Below are 15,837 nucleotides of genomic sequence, written 5' to 3'. Positions count from 1 at the left end.
CTTACCGAGCCAAAAGCTCTAACTTACGGAAAACGAAAACAGATGCCATTGATGCCTATCACTTAGGTGAACTATATTACAAAGAGGATTTAGAGCCTCAGAAAAAGCGTGGTATTCAGCTTTTAAACCTTCGGCAATTGACAAGGCAACAAGAAAATATGACGGGAATCATGGTTCAAACAAAGCTTCAGTTTCAAGCGATATTAGATCAAGTATTCCCAGAGTATAAAGGAGTTTTTGGTGATTTATACGCTGAGATTTCATTAAAGACTTTACAGTCTTACCCTACTTCTGAAGCAGTCAAAGACGCAGGTGTAGAAGAAATTGCACAATTTATTAATCAGCATTGCAAAGCACGTTCGACTAGATGGGCGTATGAAAGAGCTGTGAAATTAATCGCAGCTGCAAAACGTAATCCATTTCAGTCAACACTTTATCAAAGTCTGTTGGTTAGTCTGAATATGTATATTGATTTACTTCAAGTGTACCACCAACAACTTTCTACGTTAGAGCGTGAGATTAATCAGTTAGCGGCACAACTTGAAGAATATGAATTACTCCAATCAATTCCCGGTGTAGGTGAAAAAATCGCAGCCACGATTATTTCCGAAATCGGGGAAATTGACCGGTTTAATCATCCCAAAAAGTTAGTAGCTTTTGCAGGACTTGATCCCAGTGTGTTTGAATCAGGTCGCTTTAAAGGCACGAAAAATCACATTACCAAGCGTGGCTCAGCTAGGCTACGCCATACGCTTTATACTGCCGTTCGGTGTTCCATTCGTGATAGTCGTAAAAAGAAGACAACCGAAGAAACAATTGCACGAAATAAGAGATTACGAGCCTTCTATGATTTAAAACGCGAAGAAGGTAAACCGTATAAAGTAGCTATTATCGCTTGTGCTAATAAGCTTTTACACTGGATTTATGCCATGTTAAAAACGAAAACACCGTTCCAAGAAACTATTTAGTAACAGTATTTTCAAATACAACAAAAACCTTCCAAATGAAATTCGGAGGGTTATTTGAGTTGCACATTTTTAGTATAGCATGAACCGGTTTTCGATTTAAAATGTTTTTCTTGACATTCTATTAGCTGGTTTAGTTGAATAAGCTATTGTATTTTTAAAATATACCTTTGAGGAGAACCGTACGCCTGTTCAACTTGATAGTAAGCTAATTTATTTGGGATGCAAGAAATTATAAACGGCAATCCAGACCAGATTAAATCCTCTAAGGCTTTTATTAGTGGCAATTCTTCTCCGTCAATATCACTGTTTGCCGAAGTCATTACATAGCATATACTTCCAGCCCCTTGTTTTTTCAACAACTTCTCAATTTCTTCAGGGTCTGAATTCGGTTTAGGTATTTCAAACATCAATTCTTTACGAATGAAATCGTTTCGTCTTCCAAAAGCATCATAGCGTTTTATCGGTGATGAAAGCTCGAATAGTACTCTTTGTTGAATTCTTTTAACAAAAAATGTTTTAACAATTATATCTTCAATTTCTTTATTCATCTAAACCCCACATAATTTTTATTTAACGATAAATACTCACCCATTGTGAGTTATACTTCTTCAACTAAACTGCGCCTTTAGTTTAAGTGTTTTAATTCACAATCTTTTTCGTGTTTCAACATAAATATCCTATTAAGATAGTCTTTATTATTGAAACTTCTCTGCATGTTTGTTTACAATTTTCACAAAAGCTTCTACTTGTGGAAGTTCAAAAGAGGCATCATATCCGATCAGCCACGTATCTCGAGTCAATTCAAATTGTTCTTCTTGGTTAGTTAAAGGTATTTTATGTACATCCTCTTGACCAGTGAGTGTAATAGATGGAAGAATAGCATATCCAATTCCATTAACAGCCATTTGCTTGCATGTTTCAATTTGGTCTACAATAATTTGTCTTTTAGGGTTAGTGGAAAAGTGTTTTTGCCACCATAATTGAATTTCTTGATAATAATTTGAATCACTTTTAAATTGAATAAATGGTTTCTCTGTAGTTAAAACATCGTCAATGGATGTCATTTCTTTATCCACTAAATAGAGTGTGTCTCGGAACAGATGCGTTTTTGACCCTTTCCAATCGGTTTGACCACGGACTATACCTATATGTGCTTCTCCGTCATAAATTGAACGAACAATCTCCGAACTCCATCCTGTTAGCAAGGAGATTTTAGCCTCTGGATATGTTTGAACAAAATCTTTTAAAACTTTTGGGAGCCAATTCTGTCCTACAATCGAAGCACATGCAATTTTTAATGTTCCATGAACTTTAGAGGATAAGGATTGAATGCTTTCCATCAAATCTTCTCTTTGTTGAATCATGTTATTTGCAAATTCAATTACCAGTTCACCTGCTGGTGTAGGAGTCAGACCTTTTTGGGAACGTAAAAAGAGCTTAGCATTCCAATCTTTTTCCATCGTTTGTAAACGTAGAGAAAGTGCTGGTTGTGACAAAAAAAGGCGTTCCGCTGCTTTACGCATATTTAATTCTTCGGCTAACACTTTAATAATTTGAAAATCAGAAGTCATCATTTAGCCCCTTTCTTTTTAGGAATTCCAAATACCAATACGAAACTAATTATTGCAAAAATAAAGGATGCTAAAAAAACATCATGTAATGAATTATCTAGACCTGTTCTCAAAAAAGACAATTGCTCTTCTGAAAATATTCTTCTTTCCTTTTCATCTAGCAATCGATCGATAATACTCAAATCTTCTGAGGATCCATTTTGTTTTAAGTATTTACTTAATGTATGATTTACAACTGTGCCAAGAAAAGCTGCCCCAACCGTATTTCCAAAGTTACGCATAAATAGATTACTGGCTGTAGCGACTCCTCTCAATTCATGTCCTACAGCACCCTGAATAGTAACGATAAAAGATGTGCTAGTTAAACCCATTCCTATACCGACTATGAAACTGCAGCAAGCAATAAGTATAGGATTTAGAGTAGGATTGATTAAAATAAACGAAAAAGTACCAATCATTAAAAATACTGTTCCTATTAATGACAATTTAGATGCTCCATGTTTCGTTAATAAACGACCAGTTATAGTTGATGCAATTGGCCATCCAATTGACACTGCCGTGAGTGTAAATCCTGCAACGATAGCCTTTTGTTCCATTACTCCCGTAACATACATCGGTATATAACTAGAAAGGCCAATTAAAATAATACCTGTACAGAAGGAAATTAGATTAGCAAATAAAATCGTTTTATTTCTCCAAATAGAAAACGGCATAAAGGGATCACTTGCTCTTTTTTCCACTTTTAAAAAGAAGTAAAATCCAATAATAACTACTAATATTAAACTTAAACTAGTTATCGATCTCCATTGAAACGATTGCCCACCTTCCACTAGCCAAAATAATAAGGACGTAAGTATAGTAGTTAATAATATTGCTCCTTTATAGTCAACAGTTGTATCTTTTTTTGGATTTTGTTCATTTAAAAACATACCAATTCCTATCATTGCGATAAGACCCAAAGGTATATTCACCCAGAACACATATTGCCAACCAATTGTTTCAACTAGTATCCCCCCGATAGCAGGACCGGACACTGCGGATATACCCCATACACTCGACAAGTAGCCTTGAACCTTTGCACGTTCCTCTCCTTGATAGATATCTCCAATAATAATAGTTGCTATTGGTTGGACTGCACCAGCTCCTAACCCCTGAATCAATCGATAAACAATAAGCTGTTCCATCGATGTTGCGAATCCACTGAGCAATGAGCCACATAAAAATAAGCTTACTCCAATAAAAAAGATTAATTTACGTCCAAAAAGATCAGCAAGCTTCCCATATATTAATACAGTAATTGTACTCATCAATAAATAGGCTGAAAATACCCAACTATATCTAGAAAACCCTCCTAAATCTGAAGTAATACTCGGCATTGCTGTTGCTACAATAGTTGCCTCCACAGCCCCCATAAACATAGCCAACATAACGGAGATTAACACCAAAGGCCGTCTTGTTACTTTTGTTTTCATCATAAACCCCCACTTCAAAAAAAAGAAGACCTTCATAAAAGGTCTTCGCTAATAGTAAAACAATTATACTTCAGATTCTTGCGTTTGGTATAAATACTTTTTCATTTGCTTCAATATCACTCTTCTAGTTAATATCCCCAAAAAAGTACGCTCATCATCTACTACACAAACATATGGATTATTTACTAGTAAGTCTAACCCTTTTTGAAATTTTTCTTTAATATGAATAACTGGTAAATCTGTTTTCATAATATCATCTACTTTTAAGGAAGGTAGTCGTTCATATTCAATATGTTCCAATCCTAATATTTCATCTGTAATTTGTTGTGTACTTATTAAGCCTTGTAGTCTGTATTTAACGTCTAATACAGGAATTGAAGAGTATCCTGTTTTTGTTAAAACTAACAACGCATGCTCTGCATTATTTCCTAATTGAACATGTGCTACTTTATCTGCTGAAATAATATAATCCTCGATCGGAATTTGTAAAAAATCTTTACTGCTCACCGTAATCATCGCCTTCTACTCCTTTGTTTGTTTTCATAATTGAAAACATAACCTATAAAACTATGATAGCATATGCAAGGAATAAAAAACTATGAAATCGCTTTCAATCAATTATTATTTTTTTGTTTTCTCGATGATTTATTTTTAAAGCTCTCTACAAAATGTGTTTAATAGTCATTAAGTAGAAACACGGATGTGCGCTTGCCGCACGCTACGCATGAGCTTCCGCAAAATGAGTCGCTCCTTCGTGTCTCGCTCCCACATCCTTTACGGGGTCTCATTCTTCGAGCTCGTACGGCGTATAAAGCGCACATCCTGAAAACAACTGTTGAAACAGTCTCAATTCAATAAAAAAATGAAGCAACAGATCTGAATTGGCAATTACTGATTGTAGAACATTAAATAGATAGACTGCTAGCTATTCATCGCTGGACACTGGCATTCTCGCCTTGCCAGCCGCATGACGTGCTGTATGACACAGATGTATGCGCTAGCGCATACAGTGGCTCATGCGAACGTGCGGCCAGCGCGAATGCCTAAAGTCGGTATATCTCTGTTCAAGCCTATGAATATAGTAGTTGTTATTGAAATTAAAAAGGATGTTGATTTAGCCATTGCCCGCCATCTAGAGTTACAATTTCTCCGTTCATATAAGAAGCCTTCTCTGACATGATGAACGCTGCAAGTTCCGCTATTTCTTCAGGCTGGCCAAGTCTACGTAATGGTACAGACTGAAGTGTTCTTTTTGCTGCTTCTTCTGATTCCCAAAGCTTACCAGCTCCACCTGTACGTTCAATTGGACCAGGGGCAATCCCATTTACCCGAATTCCATACTTCGTACCCCATTCAACAGCCAATGTCCTAGTTAGAGACATTACTCCCGCTTTTGCAGCAGCTGAATGGGCAACTCCAGCACCAGCACCCCAGGCATATGTAGCGAGCATATTTAGAATTGATCCTTTACTACCTTTTTCAATCCAATAATTTCCTACTGCGCTTGAACAATAAAACGTTCCATTCAAAACAATATCAATTACAGCTTTCCAGCCTTTTGGAGAAAGTTTTTCTGTTTCTACTATAAAATTTCCTGCAGCATTATTTATTAAACCATCAATTTGTCCGTACGTATTATCTGTAAAGGTTACCATTGCAGTAACATGTTCCGGGTTACGGACATCCATTTGAAAGATAGAAATCGTGTTTCCGATCGACTCAATTTCTTTTTTTGCGTTTTCCAATTTTTCTAAATCACGTCCTGTTATTACAACATTCGCGCCTTCTGCTACAAACTTCATAGCCATATACTTACCCATTCCATTTGATCCACCAGTGACAATAATTGTTTTACCGTTCAACATTTAATACACCCCTTTTTGGAATTGAATGAACATTCACTCAATATTTTATCATATTAATAAATAAAAAACGTAAATCTCTAAAAAGAAATTTACGCTTTTTCCGTTTTCATATAAGACTCATTAATCGCTTCTATTGGCACAGGACGACTAAAAAAGTATCCTTGTGCTTTTTGACATTTCGCTGCTTTTAGTATTTCTACTTGCTTGTCCTTTTCCACACCCTCTGCAACAACTTCCATCCCTAAGCTATGTGCTAGCTGGATAATAGTATTAGCGATTGCTGCATTCTTATCATCCGTTTCCATATCTTTAATAAAGGATTGATCAATCTTTATAATATCTATCGGATACTTTTTAAGATAACTCAAGGAAGAGTACCCTGTGCCAAAATCGTCAATGGAAATAACAATTCCAATATCCTTCAACTCTCTTAGCATTATTAATGTATCTTGTAAATGAGTCATGGCACTTTCAGTAATTTCTACTTCTAATGATGATGGAGTAATTTGATATTTATTTATTTTCTCTCTAATTTTTATCGCAAAATTTTCTTGCTTAAACTGCTTTGGTGAAATATTCACTGCAATTCGAACTGGCCGATATCCTTTTTCTTGCCAATATTTCAACTGTTTACATGCTTCTTCTAAAACCCAATCACCTATTTGCATAATCATACCGGATTCCTCAGCTAGTGGAATAAATTGCATTGGTGACACGTATCCGAATTTTCTATTGTTCCACCGTAGTAACGCTTCGAAAGAATTTATTTCCCCTGTCACTAAATTTACTTGTGGCTGAAAATGAATCGTAAGTTCATCTTTTTCGATTGCTCTTCTTAAATGAGATTCCATTAGAGCCTCATTAGGAAAAGATAGGTTCATTTTTTCTTGGAAGTAACGATAGTGGGCTCTTCCTCTATCTTTTGCAACATATAATGCCTGATCTGCTTTGATCAACAATTCATCAATTTTTTTCCCATCAAACGGATACATAGAGATTCCGATTGATGCAGTTACAAAATACTCTTGATGATCTAAGTAAATCGGTTTTGATAGCTCGGATAAAATAGTTTCTGCAAAAGCACTAGTTTGGTCACGGTTTTTCCCTTTTAAGATAAAAACAAACTCATCACCACTTTGTCTATATAAATTACTTGTTTTATCTATATAAAGACCAAGCCGATCAGCAATCTTCTTTAATAAATCATCCCCTGAATTATAGCCAAGTGATTCATTTATTAATTTAAATCTATCTAAGTCTATACGAATAATAGCTATTTGAATTTTATATTTTTCTGCTTCCTCTAGATTATCCCGTAAATGTTCTTTTAGTGCACGACGATTCCATAAGCCTGTTAAATGATCATGGTAAGCTAAATAAAACAACTGGTCTTGTTCATCCAAAGCAGTTGTCATATCTCGAATAAAAAGATGAAAACCTTGTATTTCACCCATTATTTCGTTGGGAATAGCTTTTAAATATACCGTTAAGTAGTGTCCTTTCTCATGCTGAATTAAACAATTATGCATTTCGGTAGCATATCCGCTTAAAGTTTGTTTCATCATTAATTTAAAATTTCTTAATGAATTTTCTTCGATAAAATGCTCCACTCGTTTATTTATTAAAAAATCCGTTTCATATCCTAGTTCTTTTAATGCAATAGAATTTGAATATGATATTGTTCCATTTTCATTTACTAAGAATACGGAATCCAAATTATTACTAACCAAAGATAAATATTTTTCCTTCGCCTCTATTAATGCTCTTTTTTCTTTATCTTCAATTGTTTTATTTTGCATCGTTAATCCAAATATTTTATTCTTTACATCAATTTGTTTAATGGAAATATCAAATATAAATTCTTCCTTTTGGAATATAATTGAATGTTGAAGAAACAGTTTGTAGCTTGTGTCCGAAACTTTATCAAAGAGACTTTGCATTTGATTGGAAATTACCTCTAACAGGAATTCATTTTTAGACTGCAATGTATTTATAAAAAAACTTGCTCCTGAGTTATTTGTATATAGGAGTGAAAAATTCTTATGCTCGTCCACTTTTATTATGAAAGTAAACATCATAGAATTTTCATTTATAATATCTACTATATAATTTTTTACAGCAAGTCCTATTTCTGCTGAATTATTCATTTAATCCTCCAAAATATACGTCAAAGATTTAGATACTCTTATTAATTTAAATTACTTTACACTATCTTATCGACCAATTTTTAGTTATGTTTAATTAGCGACTGATATACAATATATTAATTGATTTTTGTATACAATAAATCTGGTAATTGGTATGATAAAATTATTATTATTAAGATTAAGCGGAGGAGGGATGTTATGACTAATAAAACCGATGAAAAAAGTATCGCTACAGCTATTTATACTGTTAATAGACATGCTAAAACTGCAATTGACAACAAACCGCTATACGAGCTAAAGAAGTTAGCACTTCATAAAATGTTAACAGAAAACAAGGCAAAAAAAATAGGACTACACTTTGTTCGAAACCCTAGATTCAGTCAGCAACAATCCTCGGTATTAATACAATGCGCAGACTATTATTTTCATGTAATACCTGTAAAAGAGGATTTTAAGAATTTGCCACACCTTGGCCATCTTGATGAAACCTATAGAAATCCAATTCGTAAAATGAATTTACGTATGGCAAAACAAGTACTTTCGGAATATATAGGTCCTCAGTCTACGACAGAGACTAAAAAAACCTCTAATCCAATTCCTTTATATCCCAACAAATTTAAAAATACTTTTAAGAAATCCTCCAAATCTTATTTAGATCGATAAACTTTTGGAAATTGAGATATTGCAATTATACATAATAAGCTAGCATGATACTCATGCTAGCTTATTTTATAATATAAACTGATCGATTTTTAATACTAATTCTGCTATTTCTGGTTTACTGATTTGATCTTCAGCACCTACTTGGTCTCCTTTATGACGCAGGTCGTCAGTGATTAAACTGGAGAAAATTAGGACGGGAAGCCTCCCCAAATTACTGCTTTCTTTAATTTTTCTTGTAAGGGTATGTCCATCCATTTGTGGCATTTCTATATCTGTTACAACTAATTGCACGTGTTCCGAAACATCTGGTGACACTTTTTCCAAGCTTTCCAAATAAGCGAGAGTGTCTTTTCCATTTTCAAAAAATTCTAGGTTTACGTAACCAGCTTCATTTAACGTGTCATTTAATAACTTTCTTAGAAGAGGTGAGTCTTCTGCTACGACAATCTTCTTATTAGAACGTTCGCGAGTTCCAAGCTTTTTTACAGAATCAACGTTTATTCCTGATTCTGGATTTATGTCTACAATAATTCGTTCAAAATCTATTAATAGAATCATATCCTCATTCCGTTTAATTACACCAATTACATGTGAAGCACTTCCTTGATATATTTCAGAAGGCTTTTCTATTTGGTTCCATGATATACGATGAATTTGCGTTACATTATCGACATGAAAAACTACTCTTTGCTTGTTAAATTCAGCTACAATATATTTATCTTGTTCATTTTTAGATTTCTCAGGTAATGATAGTACTTTTGCCATACTTACAACCGGAAGAACCTCCCCTCGTAACTGCACAATACCCTCTACATGTGGGTGTGCATGAGGGATAAAAGTAACTTGGATTGGCTGAATAATTTCCTTGACCTTAATAACATTTATTCCAAAATTATTGGATCCAACTTGAAATTCAACGATTTCTAATTCATTTGTTCCACTTTCGAGTAAAATGCCTTTTTGCTCATTCATATGACTCGTCCCTTCTTCTACAACTCTCTAAATTGATTGTACCACAGAGTAGTTAATAGTTCCTATACCATTTGTATGATTTCAAATCATAACATAGGGAAGAAGTTTAGTCTTATTAGAAATTTGATATCAAACGTATGCTTTAATTAATGTATGTGTACCATTATTCTCATAACCTTCTGCTACTAATTCTTCATACATAGATTTTGCAAGTTGCAATCCTGGCAGTTGTAAATTCATCTTCTCTGCTTCTTCCAATGCAATCTTCATATCTTTAACAAAATGTTTAATATAAAATCCTGGTTCAAAATTCTCTGCAATCATTCTAGGTGCTAAATTACTTAATGACCATGAGCCTGCTGCTCCAGTTGAAATAGAACGTAAAACTTGGTCTAAATCCAATCCAGCTTTTTTTCCATAAGCAATAGCTTCACAAACTCCTATCATCCCCGTAGCAATTGTAATTTGGTTACACATTTTTGTATGTTGACCTGCACCAGCAGGACCTTGATATAAAACCGTTTCCCCAAACAAATTTAAAACAGGTAGTACTTTTTCGAATGTATCCTTTTCTCCGCCGCACATTATGGAAAGTTTACCTAACTGTGCTCCTATATCTCCGCCAGAAACGGGAGCATCTAATGAAAGCATTCCTTTTTCTTTTGCAATCTTATCGATTCTTTGAGCCAGTGTTGGAGTAGAAGTTGTCATATCGATCACTATTAGTCCAGCGTTATCAACTGTTAATATTCCTTGTTCACCTAAATATACTTCCTCTACATCATATGGGTATCCGACCATTGTAAATACAATTTGTGAAGTACTAGCGATTTCCCTTGGAGTACTTGCCCAAGTTGCTCCCAATTTGATTAGTTCTTCTGCTTTTTCTTTAGTTCTCGTGTAGATAACTACTTCATGTCCAGCATTTAATAAATGCTTTACTAGACTTTTGCCCATTACACCTGTACCAATAAAACCGATTTTGAGTTTGTTCGTCATTTTAACACCCCTTGTATTATTTTATAAGTATAGTGTACCAAAAAAAGAGGACCTTCCAAATAAATTTAGAAGGTCCTTAAAAAGGGGGAAATGAGAATGTTGCTGTGTTCTTTATTACTATGCCCCGAATTTCATATTATTAAACCTATTTTTAATAAAAAAATTATTTTTTATTTTTAATAAATACTTAAGTTTTTTATACCTAACTGTTTCAGTTCAATTTCTTTCTAAACACAAATGATTACAATTCATTTTGAAGCTTCCTATATTCACTTTCAACTTTTCATAAAGAGCAATGAAAATACTTCGGAATCTCTTTTTGTTTGTGCCCCCTTGATTTCCGTTCCAGGCGGACGCTTTCCACCGGCATGGCTTCAGCCACTTCCCTCGCTTTGCTCAGTCCAGTGTCTTCAGCTCATGCACCTGCCGCTTCGCTTTCGGTGCAGAAAACATTTGCTATTCCGCCTGGAGTCGCCACCTTCCACTACAATCAACTATTGTATGCTTACAATTAAGTCTTTCTTCTATCTAAAAAACATCGTTTTCCTTTATAATAAATTAAACTAAATGCAAGTAAGGTGCTCTCCCCATGATCTCAGCAAATGAAACCCTCCAATTAAGTTCATACATGGCGATTATGAATTAGAAAAAGTAATAAAGACACATCTGTTCAATTTTGAACAGAATGTGTCTTTATTTTGTCCAAAAAACAATTATCATTAAATACGTAGGTTTTTCAGTGCCTCCATTGTGTATGCTGTGAAACGTATCCAATCCATCGAATAGCAGCATCAACCGAAACCTCAATTCACTGTATAGTTCACTCATTATCTGTGACAGTTTATGAGTTGATACAGTGAAGGCACACTGGGTTCGATCATTTTTTTAACAGCATCTGGTGTGACTCATTCTACATTTATTAGATACGTATTCTTTATCTGCTTGAAGTAGAGCAAGTGAAGCTTAACCCCAAATTATATATTGGTGATTTCTGGTATTATGTACAGTTTGAATGATATAGATGGATAATAAATCGTTAATTGTCCTTTACTCAGACTCTACTTGGTTTTGAGTTGCAAATTGTCCAAACAATCGTTACTTGTTTATCATCCAATGCTTCCAATTAGTTTGATTGAGCTCGGATTTGCACGGTTTCAAATGAGAAGGGTATTACACATCACTAGTATTACCCTAAGTCAGCAAATGATTTAGCCCTGGTACACTTTTTAAAAACACATACCTAATCTACTTTTTTTATTTGCATATTTTGGCTTTCTTCATATTGAAATATATTTAAAAGCGAATCAAGCTCTTTACTTAAGCGAATTGTATCTTGGTCTAGCATTCCTTTTTCTATAGCTGATTGAATCATTTTTTCCCTTGTAAACTCCACTTGTTTCAAAATAGATTCTACCATCTAGAACAACCCCTTTTACAAAATATATATTTTCATTTCAATATACCTTTTGCTTTAAGTGTTTAAACAAAAACATTTCGACAATTCACGACAATCAGCTTCTAGGTGCTTGTAAATACATATAAATGACGTGACCACCTTGTGTGGCTTTCCCAGTAAAATGTTTAAAATCTTCTCTTTTTAATAATACTTCACGAAATGGAAGAAATTCCTCTTTTGTGATTTCTATTGTTTTTATAGTACCATTTTGTAACATATTAAGCTTCTCTTCAAATGATTCCATGTAACCAATTCCTTTCTTGCTATTAATGGATATATATTTTGCCGCTTTCAGATTAAAATACTTTACGAATACCTTTTTTTAGGGCAAACTGTAATGTATTAAGTTCTAAAAGGGGAGGGACAATCTGTGAAAGTTGCAGAAGTTGGTAATATAATAGAATTTAGAGATGGTCTCCAAGGTATTGTTGAAAAAGTTAATGAAAACTCTGTGATCGTTGATTTAACATATATGGAGAACTTTAATGAGCTTGAAATGGAAGAAAAAACTGTAGTCAACCACAAGCGTTATAAAATATTATATAGTAATGAAGACTAAACGTCATGCCGTTCCTCTACCAGAAGAACGGTATTTTAAATAATTTTTAGGATGTGCTTTTATTGAACAAACAAATACCCTTATTGGGTTTAATAATAACTTTACTTTTAGCCTATACCTTTACATGGATTACATTTTCTAATGAGAAGGTATTTTGGTACTTTTACACTTTTACGGTCCTTTTTCTCATGTCGATTGCATTTTTTTACGCTAAGATAGATGATAAGATTAAAACAATTGAATATCTTCTTTATGGTTTAGGATTCGGGTTTTTGATGTACGTCATTATTGCAGGAGGATATAAATTACTTGAGTGGACTCCCTTTTTATCTACCACAAGCGTCAAGCAATTTTTTAGTAGTTTTGCTCCTACCTCTATTTGGCATTATCTGTTACTCTTATTCATAATAGCACCAGGTGAAGAATTATTTTGGAGAGGGTATATTCAGCAACAATTGAAACGATGGATGTCTCCTACTATCGCAATTGTTTTAAGTGCTGCATTATTTAGTTTTTCATTAATTTTTAGTGGTTTTTGGCTTGGGGTCTTAGGTGCTTTCATTAGTGGCATTATTTTAGGACTTCTATACGAATGGAAAAAAAGTATGCCTCTTATTATTTTAACCCATATCGTTATGTTAGTCTTTTTATTCTTATTGTTCCCACTTGCTTGAAACATTTATTAACCTTTACCGTCTAATAAAATGACAAGACCTTGATAAATGACCATCACAATTCGTTAAAATTTTTAAGGGAGTTGAATAACCATGAAAAAAGTTTTTTCATTATTATTTTTTATGCTACTTTCAGTCTTAATCTCTGCATGTGGCACAACAACTACTGAAAGTGATAGCACTACCGATCAATCTGCAACTGAAACGGAACAAACACAAAATAATTCAACAAGTTCTACAGAGAGTTCTACTGAGCCTCAACAAGTTCTTGAAGGTACTACAACAGAAAGCGAAAGCCAAAACTACTCCATTACTGTGGTAGAAGGTTTTGAACTAACCGGTGAAGAACCGAACAAGGACCTTCTTTTCAACAAAGAAAATGATTTACAATCAATGAGAATTGAAACCTTTAATAAAGAAGAGGTCAATTTAGAAGAAGCTACAAACAATCTAATGGAAACAGTTAAGGCTTCCAATGAAGAAGGCACTTTAGAAGAAATTACAGATGAAAACCAACTGCCTGCAAGCGAAACAATTCAACAAGCAAAAGGTTTCCAAATGGATACACCGGATGGAAAAGTTACGGGATATACCTTCGAAACTGAAGGATTGATTGTAAAGCTTACTATTTTTGATACAGCTGATACACCGGCATTAGAAACATTCAGACAAATGGCTCAAACAATTAAAAGTAAATAAAAAAAAGCTTCTGATTTATAATTAATCAGAAGCTTTTTTATTAATACGACAAGTTTTTAATGGATAATCCAAGTTTTTTTATAAGCTCTATCGCTTCTAGCTTTTCTTCCTCTGAAAGAGCTCCCATTAGTTCAAGCAATTGTTGCTCGTGTCTTGGGAAAAGTTGGTCCATAAATGCATTTCCTTCTTTTGAAATTTCTGCAAAAGTCACTCGACGATCAGACTCACAAGAAACGCGACTAATATAGCCTCTCTTTTCTAACTTGTCTACTACATATGTAATAGAGCCACTTGCCAAAAGGATTTTGTTCCCAATTTGCTGAAGTGGTTGTCTCCCCTTATGATATAAGAGTTCCAATACAGCAAATTCTGTTGGGTTTAAACCATTTTCTTGAAAGAATTGATTCGTACTTTCATGAATTACTTTATGAGCACGTGACAATACAATAAATAGCTTTAATGCACTGTTCGATTGTTCATTTGCCATTTTCGTCATCCTCACCTAATTAAAATACACTAACCACTATTATATAGGTCAGATAACTATATTGTCAAAATAGGTTTATTTCCATTGTGAAGAGGAAGATAAAATTTAAAAGTAGTTCCTTTTCCTACAGTGCTACTTACTTCAATATTTCCTCCATGCTCACCTATCACTTTGTTAATATGTGATAATCCTAAACCTGTCCCATAAGCTTTTGTAGTAAAAAAAGGATCGAAAATTCTCTCTAAAACTTTTTCTTCAATTCCATATCCTTGATCTTCAATTGATATGCATACATAGGGTTTATCTCTCATATCAGAAATATTTATATATATATTTCCACCATGTGACATCGCCTCAATTGCATTCTTTATCGAATTGATAAATACTTGTTTTAATAAATTTCGATCACCTAGAATTTTTCGTGTATGATCCACTTCGAAATTGATAGTTGCATTTATGTTTTGCATCAGTGCCTGAGGAGCCATAAAATTAACTACTTCTTGAATTAGATTCTTTATTTCAAATTTAGTAAATATATGAGTTGTCGGCTTGGAAACTTCTAAAAACTCCGTTAAAATTTCTTCCATTCTATTAATTTCATCATTAATAACGGATAAATATCTTTTTCCCTCATCATTTGCCGTAGTAAACAAAAGTTGAGTAAAACCTTTTAAAGAGGTCATTGGATTTCGTATTTCGTGCGCAATACTAGCTGCCAATTGTCCTAGAGTACTCAGAGATTCTGTATGATCTAACCTCTTTTTCATACTCATCTTTTCAGATTCATCATGAACTTCTGTTAAATAAAGATCGGCATCTTTCTGTTTTGAAACTCTTATTCCTATATATTTTAATTCACCAGAGAAGGTTTGAATATCACAAAACAGCTCTGCATGCCCTTTTTGGTGTAATTCTTCTATAAACTCTTTTTTATTTTCAAGATTTGCTTTAAGTATATCTAAAAGATGGAAAGCATTCATCCCGCATAATTCATCTCTTTCAGTTTGAAGAATACTCTCTATTTTTGAATTTACTTCTAGAATTATTCCTTCCTGATTGATGAAAATTAGCCCTCCAGAATATAGTTGAAATACATGTTCAAATTTTTGCTTATACTTTGCTTCAACTACCACAAATGTCACCCAACCTCTCCTAACGATTAAAAAATCATCCCAAAAAGGGGTAAATATAGTATGTAAATAAAGAAGCATTTAAAATATTTGTTAATTCTGATTATTTCATATATTTTTTTATAAATAAATGATTCCTTTTACCTATATTGTCGACAACAAAAATCATTGTTAC

17 protein-coding genes are annotated in these 15,837 nt (G+C 33.7%); 5 read left to right on the top strand and 12 right to left on the bottom strand.

From position 1 onward, the window contains the following. Positions 1–968: IS110 family RNA-guided transposase (locus WAX74_RS08805; RefSeq protein WP_336497289.1), on the top strand; the 968-nt coding region annotated here is incomplete at its 5' end. Between the two features lie 143 nt (positions 969–1,111). Here the strand turns inward: WAX74_RS08805 and WAX74_RS08800 are convergent. The 6 genes from WAX74_RS08800 to WAX74_RS08775 all read right to left on the bottom strand — a co-directional run bounded on the left by WAX74_RS08800 (position 1,112) and on the right by WAX74_RS08775 (position 8,023). Further along, positions 1,112–1,516, bottom strand: coding sequence for a hypothetical protein (locus tag WAX74_RS08800; protein ID WP_336497288.1), 405 nt, complete (start codon positions 1,514–1,516; stop codon positions 1,112–1,114). A 147-nt stretch (positions 1,517–1,663) separates the two neighbouring features. Next, on the bottom strand, positions 1,664–2,542 hold the full coding sequence (locus tag WAX74_RS08795) for a LysR family transcriptional regulator (RefSeq protein WP_413788940.1): 879 nt from the start codon (positions 2,540–2,542) through the stop codon (positions 1,664–1,666). Next, positions 2,539–4,014, bottom strand: a complete 1,476-nt coding sequence (locus WAX74_RS08790) for an MDR family MFS transporter (RefSeq protein ID WP_336497287.1) — start codon at positions 4,012–4,014, stop codon at positions 2,539–2,541. Before WAX74_RS08790 ends, WAX74_RS08795 begins: the two co-directional genes overlap by 4 nt. A 60-nt stretch (positions 4,015–4,074) precedes the next feature. Then, entirely contained in the window at positions 4,075–4,527 is a 453-nt protein-coding gene (gene cbpB / locus WAX74_RS08785) for a cyclic-di-AMP-binding protein CbpB (RefSeq protein ID WP_336497286.1), read from the bottom strand. A 581-nt stretch (positions 4,528–5,108) separates the two neighbouring features. After that, positions 5,109–5,876 (bottom strand): 2,4-dienoyl-CoA reductase, encoded by a 768-nt coding sequence (gene fadH / locus WAX74_RS08780; RefSeq protein WP_336497285.1) that lies wholly within the window; start codon positions 5,874–5,876, stop codon positions 5,109–5,111. A gap of 89 nt (positions 5,877–5,965) precedes the next feature. Beyond that, a complete protein-coding gene (locus tag WAX74_RS08775; RefSeq protein ID WP_336497284.1) occupies positions 5,966–8,023 on the bottom strand; it encodes a sensor domain-containing protein in 2,058 nt (685 codons plus the stop codon). A 198-nt stretch (positions 8,024–8,221) separates the two neighbouring features. Between WAX74_RS08775 and WAX74_RS08770 the strand changes: the two genes are divergently transcribed. After that, positions 8,222–8,686 carry a YkyB family protein gene (locus tag WAX74_RS08770; RefSeq protein ID WP_336497283.1) on the top strand — a complete coding sequence of 155 codons (465 nt, stop codon included), beginning with the start codon at positions 8,222–8,224 and terminating at the stop codon, positions 8,684–8,686. A gap of 66 nt (positions 8,687–8,752) precedes the next feature. On the opposite strand, the gene WAX74_RS08765 is transcribed toward WAX74_RS08770, so the two are convergent. The 4 genes from WAX74_RS08765 to WAX74_RS08750 all read right to left on the bottom strand — a co-directional run bounded on the left by WAX74_RS08765 (position 8,753) and on the right by WAX74_RS08750 (position 12,357). Continuing rightward, positions 8,753–9,658: a chemotaxis protein gene (locus WAX74_RS08765; protein ID WP_336497282.1), complete on the bottom strand. Its 906-nt coding sequence runs from the start codon at positions 9,656–9,658 to the stop codon at positions 8,753–8,755. A gap of 129 nt (positions 9,659–9,787) precedes the next feature. Further along, positions 9,788–10,657 carry an NAD(P)-dependent oxidoreductase gene (locus tag WAX74_RS08760; RefSeq protein WP_336497281.1) on the bottom strand — a complete coding sequence of 290 codons (870 nt, stop codon included), beginning with the start codon at positions 10,655–10,657 and terminating at the stop codon, positions 9,788–9,790. A 1,240-nt stretch (positions 10,658–11,897) separates the two neighbouring features. Beyond that, positions 11,898–12,074: an aspartyl-phosphate phosphatase Spo0E family protein gene (locus WAX74_RS08755; RefSeq protein WP_336497280.1), complete on the bottom strand. Its 177-nt coding sequence runs from the start codon at positions 12,072–12,074 to the stop codon at positions 11,898–11,900. Between the two features lie 94 nt (positions 12,075–12,168). Further along, the gene (locus WAX74_RS08750; protein ID WP_336497279.1) at positions 12,169–12,357 is read right to left on the bottom strand and encodes a hypothetical protein; all 189 of its coding nucleotides are present in this window, start codon (positions 12,355–12,357) and stop codon (positions 12,169–12,171) included. Positions 12,358–12,483: 126 nt separating this feature from the next. Between WAX74_RS08750 and WAX74_RS08745 the strand changes: the two genes are divergently transcribed. From WAX74_RS08745 to WAX74_RS08735, 3 genes are all read left to right on the top strand, one after another. Beyond that, a complete protein-coding gene (locus WAX74_RS08745) occupies positions 12,484–12,672 on the top strand; it encodes a YkvS family protein (RefSeq protein WP_053590192.1) in 189 nt (62 codons plus the stop codon). Positions 12,673–12,725: 53 nt separating this feature from the next. Then, on the top strand, positions 12,726–13,346 hold the full coding sequence (locus WAX74_RS08740) for a CPBP family intramembrane glutamic endopeptidase (RefSeq protein WP_336497278.1): 621 nt from the start codon (positions 12,726–12,728) through the stop codon (positions 13,344–13,346). Between the two features lie 93 nt (positions 13,347–13,439). Beyond that, positions 13,440–14,045, top strand: coding sequence for a hypothetical protein (locus WAX74_RS08735; protein WP_336497277.1), 606 nt, complete (start codon positions 13,440–13,442; stop codon positions 14,043–14,045). A 40-nt stretch (positions 14,046–14,085) separates the two neighbouring features. Here the strand turns inward: WAX74_RS08735 and WAX74_RS08730 are convergent, their stop codons facing one another. Continuing rightward, on the bottom strand, positions 14,086–14,532 hold the full coding sequence (locus WAX74_RS08730) for a MarR family winged helix-turn-helix transcriptional regulator (RefSeq protein ID WP_336497276.1): 447 nt from the start codon (positions 14,530–14,532) through the stop codon (positions 14,086–14,088). Positions 14,533–14,588: 56 nt separating this feature from the next. Then, on the bottom strand, positions 14,589–15,743 hold the full coding sequence (locus WAX74_RS08725) for an ATP-binding protein (RefSeq protein ID WP_336497275.1): 1,155 nt from the start codon (positions 15,741–15,743) through the stop codon (positions 14,589–14,591). Between the last annotated feature and the right edge of the window lie 94 nt (positions 15,744–15,837).

The organism is Psychrobacillus mangrovi (genome assembly GCF_037104765.1).
Lineage (GTDB): Bacteria > Bacillota > Bacilli > Bacillales_A > Planococcaceae > Psychrobacillus > Psychrobacillus mangrovi.
The sequence above is the reverse complement of the archived record's forward strand: the minus strand, read 5'-3'. Positions and strand labels throughout refer to the sequence as shown.

Bases quoted from the DNA above. Each gene is read 5' to 3' on its own strand.
- WAX74_RS08800 (WP_336497288.1), bottom strand. From the start codon at position 1,516: ATGAATAAAGAAATTGAAGATATAATTGTTAAAACATTTTTTGTTAAA.
- WAX74_RS08750 (WP_336497279.1), bottom strand. From the start codon at position 12,357: ATGGAATCATTTGAAGAGAAGCTTAATATGTTACAAAATGGTACTATA.
- cbpB (WP_336497286.1), bottom strand. From the start codon at position 4,527: ATGATTACGGTGAGCAGTAAAGATTTTTTACAAATTCCGATCGAGGAT.
- fadH (WP_336497285.1), bottom strand. From the start codon at position 5,876: ATGTTGAACGGTAAAACAATTATTGTCACTGGTGGATCAAATGGAATG.
- WAX74_RS08770 (WP_336497283.1), top strand. From the start codon at position 8,222: ATGACTAATAAAACCGATGAAAAAAGTATCGCTACAGCTATTTATACT.
- WAX74_RS08795 (WP_413788940.1), bottom strand. From the start codon at position 2,542: ATGATGACTTCTGATTTTCAAATTATTAAAGTGTTAGCCGAAGAATTA.
- WAX74_RS08790 (WP_336497287.1), bottom strand. From the start codon at position 4,014: ATGATGAAAACAAAAGTAACAAGACGGCCTTTGGTGTTAATCTCCGTT.
- WAX74_RS08725 (WP_336497275.1), bottom strand. From the start codon at position 15,743: ATGCTTCTTTATTTACATACTATATTTACCCCTTTTTGGGATGATTTT.
- WAX74_RS08735 (WP_336497277.1), top strand. From the start codon at position 13,440: ATGAAAAAAGTTTTTTCATTATTATTTTTTATGCTACTTTCAGTCTTA.
- WAX74_RS08760 (WP_336497281.1), bottom strand. From the start codon at position 10,657: ATGACGAACAAACTCAAAATCGGTTTTATTGGTACAGGTGTAATGGGC.
- WAX74_RS08730 (WP_336497276.1), bottom strand. From the start codon at position 14,532: ATGGCAAATGAACAATCGAACAGTGCATTAAAGCTATTTATTGTATTG.
- WAX74_RS08765 (WP_336497282.1), bottom strand. From the start codon at position 9,658: ATGAATGAGCAAAAAGGCATTTTACTCGAAAGTGGAACAAATGAATTA.
- WAX74_RS08775 (WP_336497284.1), bottom strand. From the start codon at position 8,023: ATGAATAATTCAGCAGAAATAGGACTTGCTGTAAAAAATTATATAGTA.
- WAX74_RS08755 (WP_336497280.1), bottom strand. From the start codon at position 12,074: ATGGTAGAATCTATTTTGAAACAAGTGGAGTTTACAAGGGAAAAAATG.